Annotated in this window: 15 protein-coding genes and 9 tRNA genes; 1 reads left to right on the top strand and 23 read right to left on the bottom strand. The window is 37.3% G+C overall.

Annotated elements, in window-relative coordinates; all coding sequences use genetic code 11:
* Window positions 1–214 precede the first annotated feature (214 nt).
* Window positions 215–892, top strand: a complete 678-nt coding sequence (locus FD26_RS11445) for a prepilin peptidase (protein WP_057866660.1) — start codon at window positions 215–217, stop codon at window positions 890–892.
* Here FD26_RS11445 and FD26_RS01390 read toward each other — a convergent pair.
* The 23 genes from FD26_RS01390 to FD26_RS01280 all read right to left on the bottom strand — a co-directional run bounded on the left by FD26_RS01390 (window position 866) and on the right by FD26_RS01280 (window position 23873).
* The gene (locus FD26_RS01390; RefSeq protein ID WP_057866659.1) at window positions 866–1684 is read right to left on the bottom strand and encodes an alpha/beta hydrolase; all 819 of its coding nucleotides are present in this window, start codon (window positions 1682–1684) and stop codon (window positions 866–868) included. The genes FD26_RS11445 and FD26_RS01390 overlap by 27 nt on opposite strands.
* 89 nt (window positions 1685–1773) lie before the next feature.
* On the bottom strand, window positions 1774–5442 hold the full coding sequence (gene rpoC / locus FD26_RS01385; protein WP_057866658.1) for a DNA-directed RNA polymerase subunit beta': 3669 nt from the start codon (window positions 5440–5442) through the stop codon (window positions 1774–1776).
* Between the two features lie 24 nt (window positions 5443–5466).
* Window positions 5467–9075: a DNA-directed RNA polymerase subunit beta gene (gene rpoB, locus FD26_RS01380; RefSeq protein WP_057866657.1), complete on the bottom strand. Its 3609-nt coding sequence runs from the start codon at window positions 9073–9075 to the stop codon at window positions 5467–5469.
* A 248-nt stretch (window positions 9076–9323) separates the two neighbouring features.
* On the bottom strand, window positions 9324–11822 hold the full coding sequence (locus FD26_RS01375; protein ID WP_057866656.1) for an ATP-dependent Clp protease ATP-binding subunit: 2499 nt from the start codon (window positions 11820–11822) through the stop codon (window positions 9324–9326).
* A gap of 341 nt (window positions 11823–12163) precedes the next feature.
* Window positions 12164–12237, bottom strand: a tRNA-Ile gene (locus tag FD26_RS01370).
* Window positions 12238–12244: 7 nt separating this feature from the next.
* Window positions 12245–12318: transfer RNA gene (locus FD26_RS01365), tRNA-Met, on the bottom strand.
* Between the two features lie 33 nt (window positions 12319–12351).
* Window positions 12352–12425 (bottom strand) — tRNA-Pro (locus FD26_RS01360).
* Between the two features lie 12 nt (window positions 12426–12437).
* Window positions 12438–12511: transfer RNA gene (locus FD26_RS01355), tRNA-Arg, on the bottom strand.
* 13 nt (window positions 12512–12524) lie between these two features.
* Window positions 12525–12610, bottom strand: a tRNA-Leu gene (locus tag FD26_RS01350).
* A gap of 14 nt (window positions 12611–12624) precedes the next feature.
* A tRNA-Gly gene (locus tag FD26_RS01345) sits at window positions 12625–12696 on the bottom strand.
* A gap of 10 nt (window positions 12697–12706) precedes the next feature.
* Window positions 12707–12779 (bottom strand) — tRNA-Thr (locus tag FD26_RS01340).
* Window positions 12780–12843: 64 nt separating this feature from the next.
* A tRNA-Leu gene (locus FD26_RS01335) sits at window positions 12844–12926 on the bottom strand.
* A 37-nt stretch (window positions 12927–12963) separates the two neighbouring features.
* Window positions 12964–13036 (bottom strand) — tRNA-Val (locus tag FD26_RS01330).
* Window positions 13037–13367: 331 nt separating this feature from the next.
* Window positions 13368–14858 (bottom strand): lysine--tRNA ligase, encoded by a 1491-nt coding sequence (lysS, locus tag FD26_RS01325; RefSeq protein ID WP_057866731.1) that lies wholly within the window; start codon window positions 14856–14858, stop codon window positions 13368–13370.
* 75 nt (window positions 14859–14933) lie between these two features.
* Window positions 14934–15938: a tRNA dihydrouridine synthase DusB gene (gene dusB, locus FD26_RS01320; RefSeq protein ID WP_057866655.1), complete on the bottom strand. Its 1005-nt coding sequence runs from the start codon at window positions 15936–15938 to the stop codon at window positions 14934–14936.
* Between the two features lie 71 nt (window positions 15939–16009).
* A complete protein-coding gene (gene hslO, locus FD26_RS01315; protein ID WP_057866654.1) occupies window positions 16010–16891 on the bottom strand; it encodes an Hsp33 family molecular chaperone HslO in 882 nt (293 codons plus the stop codon).
* Window positions 16892–16942: 51 nt separating this feature from the next.
* The gene (gene ftsH, locus FD26_RS01310) at window positions 16943–19120 is read right to left on the bottom strand and encodes an ATP-dependent zinc metalloprotease FtsH (protein WP_057866653.1); all 2178 of its coding nucleotides are present in this window, start codon (window positions 19118–19120) and stop codon (window positions 16943–16945) included.
* An 82-nt stretch (window positions 19121–19202) separates the two neighbouring features.
* A complete protein-coding gene (gene hpt / locus FD26_RS01305; RefSeq protein ID WP_057866652.1) occupies window positions 19203–19748 on the bottom strand; it encodes a hypoxanthine phosphoribosyltransferase in 546 nt (181 codons plus the stop codon).
* Window positions 19745–21076 (bottom strand): tRNA lysidine(34) synthetase TilS, encoded by a 1332-nt coding sequence (tilS, locus tag FD26_RS01300; RefSeq protein WP_057866651.1) that lies wholly within the window; start codon window positions 21074–21076, stop codon window positions 19745–19747. The genes hpt and tilS overlap by 4 nt, the downstream gene beginning before the upstream one ends.
* A gap of 61 nt (window positions 21077–21137) precedes the next feature.
* A complete protein-coding gene (locus FD26_RS01295) occupies window positions 21138–21554 on the bottom strand; it encodes a S1 domain-containing RNA-binding protein (protein WP_057866650.1) in 417 nt (138 codons plus the stop codon).
* Between the two features lie 23 nt (window positions 21555–21577).
* On the bottom strand, window positions 21578–21970 hold the full coding sequence (locus FD26_RS01290) for an FtsB family cell division protein (protein WP_057866649.1): 393 nt from the start codon (window positions 21968–21970) through the stop codon (window positions 21578–21580).
* A 98-nt stretch (window positions 21971–22068) separates the two neighbouring features.
* The gene (locus FD26_RS01285; RefSeq protein WP_057866648.1) at window positions 22069–22308 is read right to left on the bottom strand and encodes an RNA-binding S4 domain-containing protein; all 240 of its coding nucleotides are present in this window, start codon (window positions 22306–22308) and stop codon (window positions 22069–22071) included.
* Window positions 22309–22310: 2 nt separating this feature from the next.
* On the bottom strand, window positions 22311–23873 hold the full coding sequence (locus FD26_RS01280; protein ID WP_057866647.1) for a putative polysaccharide biosynthesis protein: 1563 nt from the start codon (window positions 23871–23873) through the stop codon (window positions 22311–22313).
* Window position 23874 lies beyond the last annotated feature (1 nt).

Genomic DNA, 23874 nt, shown 5'->3' with positions numbered 1-23874 from the left:
AAATTTAAGTACACACATCCAGGTGGTTCATAATTTTGTAAAATAATAAACCACTAGAGGTGGCGTACGTTTCGAGCTTTATATTTAATAAACAAACTAATATTGCTGCCAATAAAAGCACGTCTACTAGAATACCATCTAAAAAAAGCCATGTCAATGCAACTATTAAAAAGTTCTCCACAATTTCTTCGTAATTTTTTTTGAGGTGATAAAAATGAAATACTTCTTATATTCTTTGATTTTTATACTAGGAGCTTGCATTATCTCCTTTCTAAAAGTAATTGCATATGATTACCCACAGATAAGCTTTACTAGGCGCTCTCACTGTGACTATTGCGGTAGGATTTTACGATGGTTCGAAATTATACCTATAATAGGTTATTTCATAGTTCATGGTAAGTGCTCTCAGTGCAAAAATCAAATTGATTTTCAAAATCCCTTCTGGGAATTTATTGGTGGAGTTATCTGGCTGATCATTGTTCACTCCGGTGCTTGGTATTATCTACCGATCTTCGTAATGTTAGTGCTTCTTAGCTTTACCGACGGCTTCTTCGGGTATATCTATCCTATTTTTTATTTAATTAGCTTGCCTTCATTAATTTGGCTGCTGCCTAACTTGCATATCATAACCGGACTAAGTGTCTACATAGTTTTGTGGCTCCTAGCCCAAAATCATCCTTTAGGTTTAGGGGATGTCGAAATTATCGCTGTTCTAAGCTTGCTGTTTAATCTGCAAACCATCCTTTCAATTGTCTTATTAGCTTGTTTTTTCTGTCTTTTAGCCTTTGCGGTCAATAAAAAAAGATCATTTAGATTCATTCCCTACCTAACCGTAGCAACAGGAATAATCTATCTGATCTTTCAATTAAAGCCTTGGCAAAATTTGTCGTAGTTTCAGCCAATTAAGGCATAGCTCCCACCATTTAACATCATACGCATTTAAATTAGCCGCGTTACCCGGAGCCTGAGTAACATATGTTCCTAATGATAATCCGTGATCCCCTGACCCAAAGAGATGCATTTCATATGGAATGCCTAACATATCCATCTTTTGGGCATAGAGTATAGAATTCATCACTGGCACAGTATTGTCAGTCACTGTTTGCCAAATGAATGTCGGTTTACCATGTTTGGTCAAATGCTCTTGAGCTTGCCAATAATAAATATCTGGGGCTATTTTCATTGCCCAATCTTCATCTTTAGGCCAGCCAATGGTCATATCAATCACAGGATAGCTTAAAATATTAGCGCTTGGTTCAACTGTTAAATCTTCCGCAAAAATCTGAGAGCGCTGCTCTGGATCTAACATAATCGAATTAAAATTGGCAACTACATGACTACCTGCTGAAAATCCCATCAAAACTATTTTTTCCAAATCGATATGATGGTCTGTTTGAGTTTTGAGCCAATTCAAAGTTGTAGCTAATTCCTGTAAGGCCAAAGGATAAACTGCATGATTATCATCAATTAATTGATAATCTAAAACTAAAGCATGCATTCCTGCCGCATTGAATTTAAAGGCTATCGGTTGGGCTTCCCGATCAGTCAAAAACTTAAAAGCTCCACCCGGACAAATTATTGCTAAAGGATGATCTACTGGTTCATCATAATCAGAAATTGGATCTAGCCAATAAGTATCTAAATTAAATTTAACGTCTTTGTAAGCTAATTTTTGTTTTTGCAAATCCTTAACCTCCAAATTATTTTTCTATTTCATTATACAAAAAAAGCTAGCCTTTATCTAAAAAGACTAGCTTCTTTATTTTTACCTAATTAATGTTTTTCTTCTTTAGCTGCATCGTCAGCTTTCATTTGAGCTTCGATATCAGAAATTGTATAGGCACCATTTAAAGAATTATCTGCCATAGGGCCGACTTTCTTAGGTTCCATATGGTTGTACTTAGCCATACCAGTACCGGCAGGGATAAGTTTACCAATAATAACATTTTCCTTAAGACCAAGAAGTGGATCATTCTTACCTCTGATTGATGCATCTGTAAGAACTCTTGTTGTTTCCTGGAAGGAAGCAGCTGACAAGAAACTGTTTGTTTCAAGAGATGCTTTAGTAATACCAAGAAGAACAGGACGTCCAGTAGCAGGAATACCGCCATTGAACAATGTCTCACGGTTATGGTCAGTAAATTGAGAAATATCCATCAATTGACCAGGTAATACATCTGTATCACCAGGATCAAGAATACGGATCTTTCTGATCATTTGTCTAATCATAACTTCGAAATGCTTATCAGAAATATCAACACCTTGCATACGGTAAACTTTTTGAACTTCAGCAAGTAAGTAGTTTTCTGTATGTAGGACGTTTGTAACCTTAATTAATTCCTTAGGATCGATTGAACCTTGTGTTAACTTACCACCACGTTTAACGTGATCGCCTTCGGCAACCGCAACACTTGATGTATAAGGAACACTATAAGTTCTAGAATCGATGTCACCATCGACAGTAATTTCCTTAGTGTGTTCTGCTGGATTTTCATCAATTGCTGTAACAGTACCATCAACTTCAGAAATAACAGCAAGACCTTTAGGATTTCTAGCTTCAACAATTTCTTGAACACGAGGAAGTCCTTGAGTAATATCATCGCCACCAGCAACACCACCGGTATGGAAGTTTCTCATAGTTAATTGTGTACCTGGTTCACCGATTGATTGAGCGGCAACTGTACCAACTGCCTCACCAATTTCAACCTCTTCACCAGTAGCAAGGTTACGACCGTAACATTTCTTACATACACCATGTTTTGTATCACATGTGAATGCTGAACGAATTGTAACGTGTGTAACACCAGCGTCAACAACTTTTTGAGCAAGAGTTTCATCCATCATGACACCACGAGGTACGATAACGTCGCCTGTCTTAGGATCTTTAACTGTCTTTTGTGTATAACGACCAACAAGTCTGTCATACAATGGTTCAATCATATCTGTACCTTCCATAATGGAACTTACAACAAGTCCACGGTCAGTACCACAATCTTCTTCACGAACAATAACATCTTGAGCAACATCAACCAAACGACGAGTCAAGTAACCAGAGTTGGCTGTCTTCAAGGCTGTATCGGTCATACCTTTACGGGCACCATGGGTTGACATGAACATTTCCATAACTGTTAGTCCTTCACGGAAGTTAGAAATAACAGGAATTTCCATCATACCACCATTAGGAGCGGCCATTAATCCACGCATACCGGCTAGCTGTGTAAAGTTTGAGATGTTACCACGGGCACCAGAATCAGACATCATTGAAATAGGGTTTGTAGGATCAAATGAATCGATCAACAATTGTTGAATTTCATCCTTTGTATCATTCCAAACACTGATAACACGATCATGTCGTTCTGAGTCAGTGATTAAACCACGACGGAATTGCTTAGAAATTGAAGCAACTTGTTTGTGGGCTTTTTCAATGATTTCAGGCTTTTGAGTTAGGTTAGGAACATCTGTAACACCAACTGTTAAACCAGACAATGTACAAATTGTGTAACCTAATGTCTTCATATCATCAAGTAATGATGATGTTCTTTGAACACGGTAGATCTTGAATACTTGAGCAATGATATCTGAAAGATATCCACTCTTCAATGGATCGATTAGGTCCATTTCATCAAGACGTTGGTGAATGTCTTCCCCTTTACCAAGGAAGTACTTATCAGGAACACCGTGTGTCAAATTATCATCAGTTGGTTCGTTTAAATATGGGAAGTCTTCAGGAAGAATTTCGTTAAAGATTACTTTACCAACAGAGGTAATCATGATCTTATCACGTTGTTCATCCTTGAAAGGCTTGTTAGGCATTGAATCAACAGCAATACCAATTCTTGTATGATAGTGAATATCACCATTTAGTAATGCAATTTGAACTTCATTAGCATCCTTGAAGATCTTACCTTCACCAGTCATATGTCTTGTTTCAATTGTTAGATAGTAGTTACCTAAAACAACATCCTGTGAAGGAGTAACGATAGGCTTACCATCTTTAGGAGCAAGAATATGGTGAGCAGCAAGCATCAACATACGAGCTTCAGCTTGGGCTTCATCTGATAAAGGAACGTGGATAGCCATCTGATCCCCATCAAAATCGGCATTGTAAGCTTCACAAGCAAGTGGATGCAAACGCATTGATTTACCATCAACCAATACAGGTTCAAAGGCTTGAATACCAAGTCTATGAAGTGTAGGGGCACGGTTAAGTAATACTGGACGTTCTTTAATAACGTCTTCTAGTACATCCCAAATGTCATCATCTTGGCGATCGATCTTTCTTCTAGCATTCTTGACGTTAGAAGCAATTTCTCTCTTAACAAGTTCATGCATAACGAATGGTTTGAATAATTCCAAAGCCATTTCACGAGGTAATCCACATTGGTAGAACTTCAAAGTAGGACCAACATCGATAACTGAACGTCCTGAATAATCAACACGTTTACCAAGTAAGTTTTGACGGAAACGTCCTTGCTTACCTTTAAGCATATGTGAAAGTGACTTCAATGGACGATTACCAGGTCCTGTAACAGGACGGCCACGACGACCATTATCAATCAAAGCATCAACAGCTTCTTGCAACATTCTCTTTTCATTTTGAACAATGATGCTAGGAGCATGTAGATCCAACAATCTCTTCAAACGGTTATTACGGTTAATAACACGACGATATAAATCGTTCAAATCGGAAGTGGCGAAACGGCCACCTTCAAGTTGAACCATTGGACGAAGATCAGGTGGGATAACGGGAATTGCTTCCATTACCATCCATTCAGGTTTGTTGCCTGACTTTTGGAAAGCACTTAAAATGTCCAAACGTCTGATAGCACGTGTACGTTTTTGACCTTGAGCAGTCTTCAATGTTTCACGTAACTCTTTAACTTCAGTATCCATATCAACTTGGCTAAGTAAATCACGGACACCTTCAGCACCCATCTTAGCAACGAACTTGTCACCAAATTCTTCACGTTTCTTACGATATTCAGTTTCAGTTAATAATTGTTTCTTTTCTAGATCTGTGTCACCTGGGTCAATAACTACATATGATGCAAAGTAGATTACTTCTTCCAAGTTTCTTGGACTCATGTCCAAAACAAGTCCCATACGTGATGGGATACCCTTAAAGTACCAGATATGTGATACAGGGGCTGCTAGTTCGATATGAGCCATACGTTCACGACGAACTTTTGAACGAGTAACTTCAACACCACAGCGGTCACAGACAATACCCTTATAACGGATACGTTTGTATTTACCACAGGCACATTCCCAGTCTTTAGTTGGTCCGAAAATTCTTTCATCGAATAGACCATCTTTTTCTGGTTTCAAAGTACGGTAGTTGATAGTTTCTGGTTTCTTAACTTCTCCATAAGACCAACTACGAATCTTGTCCGGAGATGCTAAACCAATTTGCATACTTTCGAATTTATTAACGTCTATCAAAAGGTAACCTCCCTAAAGTTTTGACTAGTTTTCTGATTTTGTACTAGTTGATTCGGCTGAATCTTTAGATGCTTCGAGCTTTTTAGCTTCTTCTTCAGCACGTTTTTGTTCTTGTTGTTTAGCAAACTTAGATAGAGCGTCAATACTTACAGTATCTTCATCATCGTCCATATCTCTAAGTTCAATTTCTTTCTTATGTGAATCTAAGACCTTCATGTCTAGTCCTAGAGCTTGTAATTCTTTAACAAGAACACGGAATGATTCAGGAACACCAGGTTTAGGAATACTTTCACCCTTGACGATAGCCTCATAAGTCTTAACACGTCCAACGATATCATCAGACTTGTATGTCAAGATTTCTTGTAGTGTATATGCGGCACCATAAGCTTCAAGAGCCCAAACTTCCATTTCACCAAATCTCTGACCACCAAATTGTGCTTTACCACCAAGTGGTTGTTGAGTAACTAGTGAGTATGGTCCGATTGAACGAGCATGAAGTTTATCATCAACCATGTGAGCTAGTTTCAAGTAGTACATGACACCAACAGCAACACGATTCTTGAATGGTTCACCAGTACGTCCATCATAAAGAATTGACTTACCATCTGAATCCATATCAGCTTCCTTAACAATGTCCCAAAGTTCGTCATTGCTTACACCATCAAAAACAGGTGTTGAAACATGGATACCAAGTTTTCTAGCAGCCATACCTAAGTGAAGATCAAGAACTTGTCCAATATTCATACGTGATGGAACACCCATTGGGTTCAATAGAATGTCTACTGGAGTACCATCTGGCATATATGGCATATCTTCTTCAGGTACAACAATTGAAACAGTACCTTTGTTACCATGACGACCTGACATCTTGTCACCAACTTGAATCTTACGCTTTTGAGCAATGTAAACACGAACTAACATGTTAACACCAGGATCAAGTTCGTCTCCGGCTTCACGAGTAAAGACTTTAACGTCTTGGATAATTCCGCCACCACCATGTGGTACACGAAGTGAAGTATCACGAACTTCACGAGCTTTTTCACCAAAGATAGCATGTAGCAATCTTTCTTCGGCTGATAATTCAGTAACACCCTTAGGTGTAACTTTACCAACTAAGATATCGCCATCGCGCACTTCAGCACCAACACGGATAATTCCGAATTCGTCAAGATCCTTCAATGAATCTTCACCAACATTAGGAATTTCACGAGTGATTTCCTCAGGTCCAAGTTTAGTATCACGTGCTTCTGATTCGTATTCTTCAATATGAATTGAAGTATATGCATCTTCACGAACTAATTTCTCTGAAAGAACAATCGCATCTTCATAGTTATACATGTTCCATGTCATAAAGGCGATAAGTGGGTTTTGACCAAGAGCTAATTCGCCGTTTTCCATAGCAGGACCATCGGCAATAATTTCACCCTTCTTAACCTTTTCATCCTTGTGGACAATAGGTCTTTGGTTGTAACTCTTACCATTATTTGAACGACGGAACTTAGTTACTTTGTAATCGTCAGTTGTACCATCTTCATCACGTTTGATAGTGATCTTCTTAGCATCAACATATTCAACTACACCAGCATGGCTAGCCAACAAGGCAGCACCAGAATCATGGGCAGCAATATATTCCATACCAGTACCAACAAGTGGAGCATGTGGATTGATCAAAGGAACAGCTTGACGTTGCATGTTAGCACCCATCAAAGCACGGTTAGAATCATCATTTTCCAAGAAAGGAATACATGCAGTAGCTACAGAAACTACTTGTTTAGGAGAAACATCCATGTAATCGACTTTTTCAGGACTTGTTTCAATATTGTCATCCTTGTGACGAGCCAAGATAGTATCGTCAGTAAATGAACCATCATCATTTAATGGTGTATTTGCTTGGGCAACAACATAGTTATCTTCCTCATCAGCAGTCAAATAATCGATCTTATCAGTAACTTTATGAGTATCCCATGAAACACGACGATATGGAGTTTCAATGAAACCATACTTGTTAATAATGGCATATGAAGCCAAGTTATTAATAAGTCCGATATTAGGACCTTCGGGAGTTTCAATAGGACACATACGACCATAATGAGTATAGTGAACATCACGAACTTCATATCCGGCACGATCACGAGTCAAACCACCAGGTCCAAGAGCTGATAGACGACGCTTGTGTTCTAGTTCTCCAAGTGGATTAGTTTGATCCATGAATTGTGACAATTGTGATGAACCAAAGAATTCCTTAATTGAAGCAACAACTGGTCTGATATTAATCAATTGTTGAGGTGTAACAGTAGATGAATCTTGAATTGACATTCTTTCACGTACAACACGTTCCATACGTGACAAACCAATACGGAATTGATTTTGTAACAATTCACCAACTGAACGAATACGACGATTACCCAAGTGATCAATATCATCAGTGTTACCAATGCCTTCTTTTAAGTTCAAGAAGTAATTGATACCTGCCAAAATATCAGCTGGTGTAATTGTACGGTTTGTTTCTGGAATATGACCATTACCGATCATATTAACAACTTTTTCATTGTCAGTTTCTGAATATACTTTAATAATTTGAACAGTGACTGGGTCTGTTAAGACACCCTCATCAGAAGGTTGTAATGTAACAGTCTTAAAGTCATCTCTTTCAAGATAAGGAGTAAGTTTGTTCATTGCATCACGGTCAATTAAAGTATCTTTAGCAAGCACAACTTCACCAGTGTCTGGATCAGCTAATGTTTCAGCCAAAGTCTTATTCAAAAGTCTTGTCTTAAGGTTTAACTTCTTATTGATCTTGTAACGACCAACGGGAGCTAAATCATATCTACGTGGGTCAAAGAATCTAGCATATAGCAATGAACGAGAACTATCTGCAGTCTTTGGTTCACCAGGACGGAGTCTTTCATAGATATCCTTTAAAGCTTCCTCAACACGTGAGTCACTTGTATCCTTATGAACATCTTTTTCAAGAGTAAGGTTCAAAGTATCGTTATCGCCAAAAATATCAAGAATTTCAGAATCTTCGCCAAAGCCAAGAGCTCTAACTAATTCAGAAATAGGTAATTTTCTAGTTCTATCGATTCTTACATAACCTAAACCTTTAGCATCTGTTTCATATTCCAACCAAGCACCACGGTTAGGGATAACAGTTGTACCATAATTGATACGACCATTCTTATCTGTATCTTGATTGTAATAAATACCAGGAGAACGTACTAATTGGGAAACAATAACACGTTCAGCACCGTTGATGATGAAATTACCTTCATCTGTCATGAGTGGGAAGTCACCAAAGAAAACATCTTGAGTCTTGATTTCACCAGTTTCATGATTAGTCAATTTTAAAGTTACATGTAATGGTGCTGAGTAGTTAGCATCATGTTGTCTTGCTTCATCAACAGTATATTTTGGTTCGAGCAACTTGTAATCGACGTATTCCAAAGAAAGATTTCCTGCAAAATCATCGATTGGCATAATATCATCAAACATATCTTTAAGTCCTTCATCTAAGAACCAGTTATAAGAATTTGTTTGGATGTCAATCAAATTTGGCAAAGGAAGTACTTCCTTGATCTTTGCATAACTACGACGAACACGGTGTGCACCATAATTAACGTTATGATAAGTCAAATTTTTCACCTCAACATTTAATTTGTTCAAATCGCAATCAGCAAATATTACATTTTGATTACAATTTACCTGAAAACGCTTTTTAGACCTGTTTTTAGGCAAAAAAAAACCAAAAATAGAATCAAATATCTATTTTTGTGTTTTTTATTTGGCATAACCACGGACAATAGATCGTGATTAGCGATTTGAACTTTGAATCTCAAAAAAAATAATACTCTCATACACTCTTCTTGTCAATAGTCAAGAACTCACTTTTGGTTAGTGACTGGTTTCTTGGCTTCAAGCTTTTCAACTGTAATAGTTAAGCTACCCTTCTTAGAACCCACTTTGATTGAATCGCCAGCTCTTACCTTACCCATCAAGAGTTGCTCACTAACTGGATCTTCAATCTCTCTTTGAATGGTTCTTCTCATTGGACGCGCACCATATTCTGGATTGTAACCATCTTTAACAAGATCATTGTAGGCAGTTGGAGAAATAACTAGTTTGATTTCTCTTTCAGCCAAACGTTTTCTCAAATTATTGCTCATAATCTTAGCAATTTCTTTCAATTGAACTTTATCAAGTGCCTTGAAGACAATTGTTTCATCAATACGATTTAAGAATTCTGGACGGAAGAATTTCTTCAATTCAGAATCAATTCGACCCTGCATCTCTTTATAGTCGTTTCGAACATCCTTAGCACCAAAGCCGACTTCTTTATCATCTTCTAGAGATCTAGCACCTAAGTTAGAAGTCATAATGATAATAGTATTTCTAAAGTCAACTTTATGGCCCTTAGCATCAGTTAAAATACCATCATCCAATACTTGAAGCAAAATGTTAAAGACATCAGGATGCGCCTTTTCTACTTCATCTAAAAGCACAACTGAGTATGGTTCATTTCGAACTTTTTCAGTTAATTGACCACCATCATCAAAACCAACATATCCAGGAGCTGAACCGATTAATTTAGAAGTACTATATTGTTCCATATATTCAGACATATCGACACGAATCAAATTGTCCTCTGAGCCAAACATTACTTCAGCAATTGATTTAGCTAATTCAGTCTTACCTACACCAGTAGGCCCTAGGAACATGAAGGAACCAATTGGACGGTTAGGATCTTTCATACCACTTCTAGCACGGCGAATAGCTCGAGACACTGCATTAATTGCACTATCTTGTCCAATAACTCGTTTATGTAATTCTTTTTCAAGGTTAAGTAATTTTTCACTTTCCTTACGAGTAATTTGCTTAACTGGTACGCCAGTCCATTGAGCAATAACTTCAGCAATATCATCAGCCGTTACAACAGGCTTTTTATTACTATCAGTGTCTTTTTCTTTTAGCTTACTAATTTTTTCTTGAATATCTTGTTCCTGTTCACGAATCTTAGCAGCTTTTTCAAAATCCTGATCTAAGATTGCATTGTTCTTATCGTTCACAAGCTTCATAGCCTGATCAGTCAATTCATCCAACTTGTTATTTTTAGAAACATTATGAATTCTTACTTTAGCAGAAGCCTCATCCATCAAATCAATTGCCTTATCAGGTAGAAAACGGTTGGTTAAGTAACGAGTTGAAAAACGTACTGCAGCTTCAACCGCTTCATCTGAGATAGTCAAATCGTGATGTTGTTCATATCTTGGACGTAGACCCTCCAGAATCTTAACAGAGTCTTCAGCTGTAGGTTCTTCTACATGAACTTTGGCAAAGCGACGTTCCAAAGCAGTATCTTTTTCAATATACTTTTGATACTCATTAGAAGTTGTTGCTCCAATTAATTGGAGTTCGCCACGAGCTAAAGCAGGCTTCAAAATATTTGAAGCATCAATAGCGCCTTCAGCCCCACCGGCACCAATTAAGGTATGCAATTCATCAATAAATAGAATTACGTGTTTATCTTGATAAATTTCTTCAATAACTTTCTTTAAACGATCTTCAAATTCACCACGATACTTAGTTCCTGCAACTAATGAACCCATATCGAGCATCATGATTCGTTTGTTTTGCATATCAATAGGAACTTCTTTTTTAATGATAGCAATAGCCAATCCCTCGGCAATTGCTGTCTTACCAACACCTGGTTCACCTACTAGAACCGGATTATTCTTAGTTCTACGACTAAGGATCTGAATCGTTCTTTCAACCTCTTTTTGACGTCCAATTACAGGATCAATTTGGTTGTCTTGAGCCATTTTAGTAAGATCACGAGCTAAAGAATCAAGTGTTGGTGTACCACCATTAGCTTGTGCTTGTTGTTTCTTCTGCTTATTAGCTAGGCTAGATGCAAAACCACGACGAGCCGCCTTATTAGACATACCCATTTTGCTTAAGAGCAATGACTTTGTCTTTGCCAAGCTGAGTCCTAGATTAACTAGAATTCGATTTGCTAAATTATCAGCGTCATCAAGAATAGCTAACAGAATATGTTCTGTACCAATACGGTTAGCTTTGTAGACATTTGAAGTCTCTTCCGCATCGCTTAAAATTAATTGGCCTTTAGGCGAATAAGGTAGATATATTCCCTTAGCAGTATTAGATGAGACATCCCCATAACCTGTCAGATGTTCAATCTCCTCTTCAACATCTCGATCACTTACAGCTAGATCTCTCAAAGTAATACCGGCGATACCATCATTTTCCATTGTTAGTCCTAGCAAGATTTGCTCAGTCCCAACAGCATTATGGTGAAATGTCTTAGCTTGTTCTTGTGCTAAAACAAGTGCATTCTTGGCGCTTTCGGTAAATACTTTGTCCATTAACGTTACCTCTACTTTTTAAGTGTCTGTTTAGAAAGTATAATTATGTTTTAAAAAAAAGCAATTAATTTAACTTATGTCTATTAAAGAAACAATTAATATTTATTTTTCCATATCAATTGCTCTCAACTAGAATCCTAACACATTCCCAAAATTAATACGCTTAAATCATATTTCCAATTTGGAACAGTCACAATATTATATAACAAAATCTATAGAGAACGAAAAAAGGCAATCAATCCTTTAACAGAATTAATTACCCTTTTAACTATTATTCTCTGNGAGCTACCAGACTGCTCCATCCCGCGATAACAATAATTGTTAAGGTCCATGCTAAATGATGGACCCTGTAGGACTCGAACCTACGACCGAGCGGTTATGAGCCGCCTGCTCTAACCAACTGAGCTAAAGGTCCGGAATAATAGCGGCGAAGGGGATCGAACCCCCGACCTCCCGGGTATGAACCGGACGCTCTAGCCAGCTGAGCTACACCGCCAAAAACTATGATACTGACAACATACATTGTCTATCGGGAAGACAGGATTCGAACCTGCGACCCCCTGGTCCCAAACCAGGTGCTCTACCAAGCTGAGCCACTTCCCGAAATAAAACAAATGCACCTAGTAGGAGTCGAACCTACAACCTTCTGATTCGTAGTCAGACACTCTATCCAATTGCGCTATAGGTGCATATTCATTATAGTGCCGAGGACCGGAATCGAACCGGTACGGTAATTACTTACCGCAGGATTTTAAGTCCTGTGCGTCTGCCAGTTCCGCCACCCCGGCGTTACTATAATGAAAGCGGAAGACGGGATTCGAACCCGCGACCCCCACCATGGCAAGGTGATGTTCTACCACTGAACTACTTCCGCATTATGTTGATGCCGACTAGAGGATTCGAACCTCCGACCCCCTGTTTACAAGACAGGTGCTCTGCCAACTGAGCTAAGTCGGCATTATGCCAAACAACATTTAACATAATACACAATAATCAATCATTTTGCAAGACCAATTATCAATACGGGTGAAAGGACTTGAACCTTCATGTCCAAAGGACACTAGAACCTAAATCTAGCGCGTCTGCCAATTCCGCCACACCCGCAAAAGCTTTATGAAAATCCACTAAGCATTTTGCTTAATGGAGGATACAGGGATCGAACCTGTGACCTCCTGCTTGTAAGGCAGATGCTCTCCCAGCTGAGCTAATCCTCCATAGTGTTTCTCGTTCGAAACAACTATATTAGTATACCTTTTGCTTATAAATATTGTCAACGAAAATTTTGAACTTAATTCAATTTTTTAAAAGATGATTTTGTGGCGGTTCACTGCCAGTTCTAGGGTGAGAAAAAATTTTGGCTGGAACGTAGTTAGGCACGAAATCAAATTAAGAATATTGATTAATCTTTCGACTAACAACTTAGATTAAACAATTATTGAAATAGCAAATGTAAATGATCATCATGACTGTACATAAAAAAATATAAAATCTAGGTGGAGAGACAAAAAAAAGCTGTCCTTAAAATTAGGGACAACTTTCTTAAAATTATTCTTCATTATTTGTATTATCTTCTGGTCTCATAGTTGGGAACAAAATAACGTCACGAATTGATGGAGCATCTGTCAATAGCATAACCAAACGATCAACACCAATACCTAGTCCACCTGTTGGTGGCATACCATATTCCATAGCTTCAACGAAATCATTATCAATATGCTCAGCTTCGTCATTACCTTTTTCACGTTCAGCAGCTTGTGCTTCGAAACGTTGTCTTTGATCAATTGGATCATTCAACTCAGTAAAGGCGTTACCAAACTCATGACCAAGGATATAAATTTCAAAACGATCTGTAAAGTTAGGATTATCCTTGCTCTTCTTAGCTAATGGTGAAACTTCAAGTGGATACTCATAAATGAAAGTAGGTTCTTTCAAAGTATCTTCAACAAATTCTTCGAAGAATTCAGCGATGATATGACCAACGCCCCAGAATTCTTCATAATGAACACCCTTTTCATCAGCTAACTTACGTGCTTGTTCAAGATCCATATCTTGACTAAAGTCGATACCAGTTTGTTCTTTAATTGCATCAACCATCTTGATGCGCTTAAATGGCTTACTTAGGTCAATTTCTTCGCCTTGATAAGTAACTGTTTGTGTTCCATTAGCCTTTTGAGCAGCATGTCTGAAGAGTCCTTCGACTTCTTTCATAACATCTGTCATATCCCAATAAGCTGCATATGTTTCCAATGATGTATATTCAGGATTATGTTGTGTATCCAAACCTTCGTTACGGAAAGCACGTCCAATTTCATAAACACGTTCGAAACCACCAACGATTAATCTCTTCAATGGCAATTCAAGCGCAATTCGTAGATACATTTCCATATCAAGCGCATTGTGATGTGTAATAAATGGTCTAGCACTAGCACCACCAGCTTGAGTATTCAAAACTGGAGTTTCAACAGACATAAAACCTTCGCCGTCTAAATATTCACGAATTGCAGAAATAATTTTGGTACGTTTCTTGAAACGATCAAAACTATCCTGATTAGCAATTAAGTCCAAATATCTTTGACGATAAATTTGTTCAACATTAGTCAAACCATGGAACTTATCTGGTAAGGGACGGAGTGATTTAGACAACATTGTTATATGAGTAACTTTAACAGTTAATTCACCCATATCAGTTTTCATGATTTCACCGTGAATACCTAGATAATCACCAATATCAGCACGTTTAAAGATATGGTAGTTTTCTTCGCCAACAACATCTTTACGAACATAAATTTGAATTTTGCCACTTCTATCACGGATATCAGCAAATCCAACTTTACCTTTACCACGTTTTGACATCATACGACCAGCAATAACACATGGCAAATCTTGTTCTTCAAGAACTTCTTTGTCCTCATCGCCGTATTTGTCATGTATCTCTTGAGCCAAAGCCGTTCTTTCAAATCTTGAACCGAATGGATCAATTCCTTCATCATACAATTCTTGAAGTTTTTCACGTCTAACCTTCAATTGGTCATTCATTACTCGCTTCTTCTTTATATCTTCTTTAGTTGGTTGCTTCTTTTTATTTTCGTTACTCAAAATTTTTCCCCCTGTCTACGAAGTTTTTGCAGATCTAGCTTCTCGCTTTTCGTAACTTTCAACAAATTGATCTAGCGTATCGAACACGGCCTGCATAGAATTTTCATTTACTACTTTAGCACGAGTTCTGACTGCATGGGGAATCCCCTTTAGATAATATGCTGCCTGTTGACGAAATTCTGGAACACCAACATGCTCACCTTTTAAGTCTACCAGACGTTGGAGTTGAAGTTTAGCTATATTAATTTTTTCTCTGACGGTTGGCTCAGGCAGTATTTCGCCCGTTTCCAAATAATGATTCATTTCATTTAAACGCCAAAGATTTCCTAAAACAGCTCGACCAACCATAACGGCATCCGCTCCAACATCTTCAATCATCGTTTTAGCATCTTGCGGCGTTTTGACATCACCATTCCCCATAAAAGGAATAGTTAGATTTTGCGCCACTTCATGTAAAATTTCCCAATCGGAGTGTCCAGCATACATTTGAGTTTTGGTACGACCGTGCATCGCAACCGCACTAGCTCCTGCCTCTTGAGCAGCCAATGCATTTTCAATGGCTAAGATATGGTCATTATCCCAACCAGTTCTCATCTTGACGGTTAATGGCTTATCGATAGCCAAATTCACTGCTTTGACAGCATCATATAAAGCCTCAGGATCTTTCAGCCAACTTGAACCAGCGCCTGTCTTAGTAACTTTCTTTACGGGACAGCCCATATTGATATCAATAATATCAGCACTAGTATTTTCTGCCACATAACGTGCAGCTTGAACGAGAGATTCTTTGTCACCGCCAAATATTTGAATACTGATTGGATGTTCTTTAGGATCAACGAACAGCATGTTCAAAGTTTTTTGATTATGATATTTAATACCTTGACCACTGATCATCTCGCAAACAACTAATCCTGCTCCAAATTCCCTTGCGGTCACTCGAAAAGAAGAATTAGTTATCCCTGCCATAGGCGCAACAACAATTTGATTAGGAATCGTTACGTTACCTATTTTCCATTCCATATCTTTACCTCTGATTTTTTCAATTACAACTTGCAATCATAACAAATTTTCTATTCACATGGCAAATATCGCTAATTTTTTTCTGCAATAATTTGTTTTAGCTCATCGGCATCAAATTCATATTTATTGCCACAGAACTTGCAAATTGTTTCAGCACCCTGATTCTCATCAATCATAGCTTGTAATTCTTTAGTAGATAAAGTGGCTAACGATTTAGAAAATCTTTCTTTAGAACAATCGCATTTAAATTGAACTGGCATATCTTGAAGGTATTTCATATCAATTCCCTTCATGACTTTTTCCATAACATCTTTATTACTTAAGCCTTCATTCAAAAGGGTTGATAAATTAGGAATTTCCTTCAAATTGCTTTCGATTTTAGAAATATCATCGTCTGATGCACCTGGCATTGTTTGAACCAAAAAGCCACCCGCAGCTCCAACTGTCTCATTAGGCTTAACGAAAACAGACACACCTATAGCTGAAGGAATTTGTTCTGACTTTGCCATATAATAAGCAAAATCCATTCCAATTTCACCTGAGACCAATGGCACTGAACCAGTAAATGGTGTCTTTAAATGCTGGTCTTTAGTAATACTTAACGTACCATTGCTACCAACGGCAGCTTTGACATCAATATGTCCATCTTCTCTAGCTTTTAAACTAACATGTGGATTAGTAATGTATCCCTTGGCATTACCCTGCGCATCAGCATCAACTATGATTGCTCCTACGGGACCATCGCCTTGAAGCCTAGTTGTCAACACTTCATCATCCTTTAATGTTGATGTAGCTACTAAAACTGAACCAATCATAGTTCTGCCTAAAGCTGCACTGGAATTTCTCCAAGTATCATGTCTTTTTTGTACCTCTTGAATCATCTCTGTAGCATTTACGACATAAGCTCTAAACTTACCATTTGTTGAAACTGCCTTAGTTAAGGTATCTGTCATATAAAATTCCTCCGTTCAAAAAAGCGACTCATAAGAGTCGCTTTTTCTTTTTTAATCATTATTACTATTTGAATCATTATTATCTTTATCGGAATCAGATTTGTTACCATCCTCTGACTTGTTGTCTTCAGTTGGCTTATCATCATTTTCTGATGGATAAGTTGTTTCATCCAAATTATCATCTGATGAATTTGATGAAACATTCTTACTTGATTCTTCTGACTTTTGCTTTTCAGCATCTTTAGCTTCAGCAGCTTTTTTAGCTTGTTCAAAGGTTGCAGCACTTTCGCTTGGGAACTCTTGATTAGCATCATTAGCAGGCATCTTACCTGTATTGTACAAACTCAAAATTTCCTTTTCATCAAGTGTTTCATACTTCAATAAAGCTTCAGCAATAATCTTATGTTGTTCACGATGTGTTTCAAGAATTTCTCTAGCACGTTCATGATCTTCATCAATAATACGTTTAACTTCTTGATCAATTGCTTTAGCAGTATCTTCTGAATATGAAGGCAATTGACGATAATTGCCACCGCTGAATGGTTGACCATTCTTTTCAAGTTGAACAGTACCTAAACGATCAGTCATACCGTATTCAGTAACCATTGTCCGAGCAATTTGAGTTGCTTGTTCAAAGTCATTTGATGCACCTGATGAAGGTTGACCAACAATAATTTCTTCGGCTGTACGTCCACCAAGTAATCCAGTAATTTGTTCGTTTAATTCTTTCTTAGTTGCTAAGTTTTGATCGTCCTTAGGAAGCATGATGGCATAACCACCAGCACGTCCACGAGGGACGATGGTAACCTTTCTAACAACTCTAGAATCACTCAATACCAAACCGATCAAAGCATGTCCTGCTTCGTGATATGCAACTGTGTGACGTTCTTGTTCAGGAACAACACGGTTTCTCTTAGCTGGACCTGCAATAACACGATCTTCGGCTTCATCTAGGTCAGTTGGATCGATCTTTTGCTTACCACGTCTTGCAGCAACAAGTGCAGCTTCGTTTAGTAAGTTTTCTAGATCAGCACCAGCAAATCCTGGAGTTTGTTGAGCAATAGCTTTTAAATCAACATCATCTGTAAATGGTTTGTTCTTAGCATGGACTTTTAGAATAGCTTCACGGCCCTTAACATCAGGACGTCCAACCAAAATCTTTCTGTCAAAACGGCCTGGACGTAGCAAAGCAGGATCAAGGACATCGGAACGGTTAGTAGCAGCCATTACGATAACCCCTTCATTACCAGTAAATCCATCCATCTCAATCAATAATTGGTTAAGAGTTTGTTCACGTTCATCATTACCGCCACCGGTACCAGAACCACGTTGACGTCCAACGGCATCAATTTCATCAATAAAGATAATTGATGGGGCGTCTTTTTTGGCATTTTCGAACAAATCACGAACACGTGATGCACCAACACCAACAAACATTTCAACGAAGTCTGAACCAGAGATTGAATAGAAAGGAACTTTAGCTTCACCAGCAACAGCCTTAGCTAGTAAAGTTTTACCAGTCCCGGGAGGTCCCTCTAGTAGAACACCAGATGGTATTCTTGCACCCAGAGACACAAATTTTCTTGGATCTTTTAGAAATTCAACAACTTCAACAAGTTCTTGTTTTTCTTCTTCAGCACCAGCAACATCAGAAAATCTAACTTTATTTTTCTTAGGATCTTCTGGCTTGACCTTGGATTTACCAAAGTTCATGACACGGTTAGCGCCACCACCTTGACCACCACGGCCCATCATTGCAAAGATTATAAAGAAGAATAATGCAAATGGAACAATTACCGTTAAGATTAATGAAATCCATTGTCCCGATTGTGATTTAGGAGCAGCAGTAGTCTTGACTCCCTTAGACATCGCGGCATTGTTAATCATCTTTAACGTGTCATTGTTAGGCAAAACAGTCGAACTGAATGAAGTTACTTCGCTAGAAGTCGTAGATTGGCCATGGCTGAATAACGACACAGAACGTGTTGTTTCAGCTTTTTGAGCCTTCTTATATTCACCAGTTACTTGATAAGCTCCACCGATAGGCTCTAGCTTGAAATTCTTCACTTTGCCTTGCTTTAATTGTGTGATGAATTGGTCTTGGCTTAATGTTTTTGATTGGTCTGAGGATTGACCACCAGCAAACCAACTTGCTGCAAGAACCAAAACAACAAAGAGCAAGATGTAAAACAGGCTATTATTAATTAACCTATTTCGATTATTTTTCATACATTTCCTCCTAATTACTTAGACGTTACATATTGTAACATTGGTGAACAGTAACACAATAATAATTGTACCTCTATCTTAATTATTTTGTATTATATATCTCTGGTTTTAACACTCCAACATAAGGTAAATTTCGATAATGCTCATCATAATCCATTCCATAACCTACAACGAACTCATCTGGAATTTGAACTCCAACATAATCAACATCTACATGTTTGATTCGACGAGCTGGTTTGTCTAAGAAAGATACAATTTTAATTGATTTCGCATGTCGGGCATTAAATAGTTCAGTTAATCGGTCCAAAGTATATCCTGTATCAATGATATCTTCAACAATAATAACGTCTCGATCTCGAATTGACGTATCTAGATCTTTGATAATTCTTACATCCCCAGTTGTCATAGTATTTTCGCCACCATAACTGGAAACATCCATAAAGTCATATTCCATTTTAATATCTACATTTTTAACGAGGTCCATCATAAACATAGCTGCCCCACGTAGAATACAGACAAATAATGGATTTTTGTCACGATATTCTTCAGTAATCTCCTTACCAAGTCTTTCGTTAGCCTTTTGGATTTCTTCTTTCGAAACCAGAACTTTTTCGATATCTGAATTCATACTTTTACCTCATTAAAGTTAATTTTGTAATATTGATTACCTTTTTTTAAATAATCTCCCATATTATAGATTTTTTCAACCCATACTATCCGATTATCAAATAATAAAACTAAATAATTATTTCGCTCATATTCAGGTATCTTTTCGTTTATAAAACGTTTGCTTAATTTTTGATGCCGACCATTCGATAAAAGAAGCTTATCACCGTCACGACGGGTTCTCAAGGTTATCGTCTTTGGTTTCACATCAGTTGATAAAGTGTATTTATCTGTTACTTGCGAAATCATTAATTCTTTATTGTTGAACTTAACTTTTTTGCCTAAAGGCACTGTAATTTCAGTCAAATCTCTAGCGGTCGTTTTTTTCAAAATAAAACGATCATAAGCTCGAATAAATTGCCAAGAATTTTCTAAATCAATCGAAGCATTAGCATCATCATTAGTAATAATGTTAATTATTTGACCGATTTGCCGATTGCTAATGGTTAAATCCAATTGACGCTTAGTGAAAAAATTACCCCAAAACAAAGTCTGCTGCTCAGTATCTAAAATCATCAACGGTTTAATAGCACCAATGATTTCTTGATTAGACTCTTTTAAATTCATCGATTGCTCGATTGTTAAAAATTGTTTCTTAGCCAACGAAATCAATGCCGTTAATTGTTGATCAAAAAATCTAAAATGACTCAACAATTGGCCATTTTCTTTTTGTAACTCTGGAAAAATATTATTGCGAAGTCGATTCCGTAATGTAATATTATCAAAATTAGTCTCATCTTGAACATATTTTATATCATGAATATCGGCATATTCAGCTAATTCACGTTTCCCAAAATCCAACAAGGGGCGCAAAATTTGTCCTTCAGCGAATGGTCGCTGCTCTTTTAAACTAACCACTTCATAAGCATTGCCTGAACGAATCAATTTCATCAAAATATTTTCCGCGAGATCATTGCCATGATGTGCTGTCAATAAAGTATCAAACTTACTAGTTTTCATCACTTTTCTAAAGAATTCATAACGAAATTTTCTTGCAGCAGCTTCCATGCCAATATCGTCGTTAGGCTGATCTTGCCACTTAGTAGTAAAGAATTGATAATTATTTTTTAAACAATAGTTTTGAACGAAAGCAACTTCTTGGGCACTTTCAGGGCGCAAATTATGATCTACGTTGACAACGCCAAAATTTTCAAGAGGCAGTATTTGAGCAATAACATTCAATAACACCATAGAATCAACGCCACCAGATACGGCTACCAATACTCGTTTAGCTTGATAATGATTTAAATTTTTTTTAACTGAACTAAAGATTCTATTATCTAATTCCATTCAACTCTCCCCAGTAAATCAAAAAGGCTGAGACTTAGTCTCAACCCCCTAATAGATTTCATTAACTGCGACGGCCACCACGACCACCACGTTTGCCTTCAGTGTTCTTCTTGATTGTACTGAGTCGTTCTTCACTTTCCTTCATGAAGCCTGACATCATATCATCAAAACTTTCTGGCTTATGTTGCTTAGGCTTTCTATCATTACGATCATGTTGACGATGTGAATGATACTTGGGCTTAGGCTTATCTGAAGCTTGTTTAATTGAAAGTGCAATTTTATTATCTTTATCGCCAAGAACTAAAACTTTCACGGTATCGCCGATGCTTAGTACATCATGAATATCTTTGACATATCCGTCAGCAACTTCACTGATGTGCACCATTCCGCTTTGTCCTTCTCCGAGGTCTACGAATGCCCCAAAATTTGTAATACCAGTAACTTTACCTTCTGTTTTAGCTCCTACTTCAACTGTCATCTAATTAAAAAATATTCCTTTCCCTATTTTTGAATCGTAGTGGTTTTTACATCATCAGGCAAATTGTAAACTTGCTCACCCTTTTTGCTGAACATGTATTTCTCACGAATATACTTTTCTAAATAATTCGTATCATGCAGTTGACTGACTTCAAGTTTTAAATCTTGTTGACTAGATTTTTCTTTGCCTAACTTTTGCTCGCTAACCTCTATTTGTCCCAAAGTATTTGCGTAAGTTCGATGGGCATTAAAAATTTGAACGCCAAATACCACCAAAATAATCACAAAAATAATTCCAATCATAGCGATTCTTCTGCGATGAACCACCTTACGATGATTTTTATGATTAGGATCAGGTGTTTGAGATTTCTTTGGCTGTAATACAGAGACGTTAGAATTTAGTTTGCGTATTTCCATACCACTACTCCCCTAGAAATGATTACTTTGAGTATAACAAGTTTAAGCAACTATTTGAATAATAAAATTGCTTATTTTAATCTTTTTCTAATTTTCAATTAAACTTCTTCATACATATCTGTTGATTCATTTTTCTTAGTTGTTTCCTTAATGTTAAGAACTCTGATCTTCATTGTTTTTTCACCAAAATGAAGCTCTAAAACATCACCCACAGAAACTTCTGTAGACGATTTGGCAACTCGATCATTGATCAAAGCTCGACCGTTATCAGCAAACTCCTTAGCTACAGTTCTTCTTTTAATAATACGACTTACTTTTAAAAATTTATCTAGTCTCATAATTAATCCTCAATTTTCATAAACTTAGTAATATATTTTCCCATGGGCAGAATTTCCCACTCATCTTTACTCAGCATATGCCAACGCTTAGTCAAACGTAAATAGATTATTGCTCCTATCGGAATAGCAATAAGATTGATCCAAACACTATTGAAACGTGACATGGAAACGTATGCTGCAATGAATTTCACGACTATCTTAACAACGATAGCCATAATCAAACCGGTTTTTATCAAGTTAGATGTAAATTTCTTGTCCAAAGATAAAAACTCGCGATCGAAATTATAAATCGTCAAGATACCAAATAGAATAACACCTTCACTTAGAATAGTGGACATAGCACTGCCTGCAATTCCAAATTTAGGAACCAAAATGATATTGAATGCTACTTTGATTGCTAAAGACATCCCAAACAAAATTAATTTATGCAAATTCTTTTCATCATCGCCACTTGTTACCGCTATCAACAAATTAATAAATGAAACAATCACAATTGATAGCATATAAATACTCAAAGTTCTTGATCCACTAGCATTCGTAAACAACATGGTGTTAACTTGTGGCATCAAAGCAATCAAACCTGCTGTTTCTGCTACTGACAGCCATAAACAAACTCGGACCATTTTTTGAATTGTACTCTTATTTTGCTTTAAGCGATTCGTTTCCTTCAATTGTGGCATGATCGTCGAAACAAAAGATAACGATAAAACGATTCCTAGTTGCAACAAAGGCTGACCACGATCAAAAATTCCTTTTTGAATTTCAGCTAGGTTCAAGGACATTCCTGAATGGAGCAACAAACGAACCGTTGAAAAAGAATCAATAAATTGATAGAAGATAGTTATTCCTGTAAAAACTACAATCAAAACTACCTCTAATACTAAGCCATGTTCTAATTTAATAGTCTCATCTGCGTTGGCTTTTTTCTCTTGGGGACGATTTTTAACAAAGGTCCAAATCAATATAGCCACTGCCAAAAGACCACCAATAAAAGCACCGGCATTAGCTAACGTTCCCATTTGATAAACATTAAGCACGCCAGCACCAAACAATATAGCACTGCCAATAATTATTATGATCCGTAAAAATTGTTCTGCTACTTGTGAAATTGCACTCGGCGTCATTATCAAGTCGCTTTGAAAATATCCACGTAAACTAGCCTCAAATGGTACCAGCAAAAAAGTCAAAGCAACAATTCTAACTTCAGCATAAAGCTTTGGATCTCCCATCATAAAAGCTAAATATCTAGATGACAGCCATAATAAAGCTGTGATAACCACGCAACTAATGGAAAGTATAAAGAAGGTTTTCTTTAATAAATTATGCTTAGCAAAAATATTATCTTGCTGTGCAAAAGTCTTCGATATTACTACCGGCAACCCCGACAGAGCCAATACGGAAAAAATACCGTAAATGGGGTATACCTGCTGATAAATAAAATAACCACGATCCCCAACAATATTTTGCAATGGAATCCGATAAATTGCGCTCAACAATTCAGAAAATAATGAGGCAATCGTCAGAATCCAGGTCCCCTTAATAGCCCTAGATACTTCTCTTTGCATA

The sequence above is a fragment of the Companilactobacillus crustorum JCM 15951 genome (genome assembly GCF_001434585.1).
In the GTDB taxonomy this organism is placed as follows: Bacteria; Bacillota; Bacilli; order Lactobacillales; family Lactobacillaceae; genus Companilactobacillus; species Companilactobacillus crustorum.
Note: the sequence above shows the minus strand (reverse complement) of the source record. Positions and strands in the feature narration are given on the sequence as shown.

Bases quoted from the DNA above. Each gene is read 5' to 3' on its own strand.
- FD26_RS11445 (WP_057866660.1), top strand. From the start codon at position 215: ATGAAATACTTCTTATATTCTTTGATTTTTATACTAGGAGCTTGCATT.
- FD26_RS01375 (WP_057866656.1), bottom strand. From the start codon at position 11,822: ATGGACAAAGTATTTACCGAAAGCGCCAAGAATGCACTTGTTTTAGCA.
- lysS (WP_057866731.1), bottom strand. From the start codon at position 14,858: ATGAATGACCAATTGAAGGTTAGACGTGAAAAACTTCAAGAATTGTAT.
- dusB (WP_057866655.1), bottom strand. From the start codon at position 15,938: ATGGAATGGAAAATAGGTAACGTAACGATTCCTAATCAAATTGTTGTT.
- hslO (WP_057866654.1), bottom strand. From the start codon at position 16,891: ATGACAGATACCTTAACTAAGGCAGTTTCAACAAATGGTAAGTTTAGA.
- ftsH (WP_057866653.1), bottom strand. From the start codon at position 19,120: ATGAAAAATAATCGAAATAGGTTAATTAATAATAGCCTGTTTTACATC.
- hpt (WP_057866652.1), bottom strand. From the start codon at position 19,748: ATGAATTCAGATATCGAAAAAGTTCTGGTTTCGAAAGAAGAAATCCAA.
- tilS (WP_057866651.1), bottom strand. From the start codon at position 21,076: ATGGAATTAGATAATAGAATCTTTAGTTCAGTTAAAAAAAATTTAAAT.
- FD26_RS01295 (WP_057866650.1), bottom strand. From the start codon at position 21,554: ATGACAGTTGAAGTAGGAGCTAAAACAGAAGGTAAAGTTACTGGTATT.
- FD26_RS01290 (WP_057866649.1), bottom strand. From the start codon at position 21,970: ATGGAAATACGCAAACTAAATTCTAACGTCTCTGTATTACAGCCAAAG.
- FD26_RS01285 (WP_057866648.1), bottom strand. From the start codon at position 22,308: ATGAGACTAGATAAATTTTTAAAAGTAAGTCGTATTATTAAAAGAAGA.
- FD26_RS01280 (WP_057866647.1), bottom strand. From the start codon at position 23,873: ATGCAAAGAGAAGTATCTAGGGCTATTAAGGGGACCTGGATTCTGACG.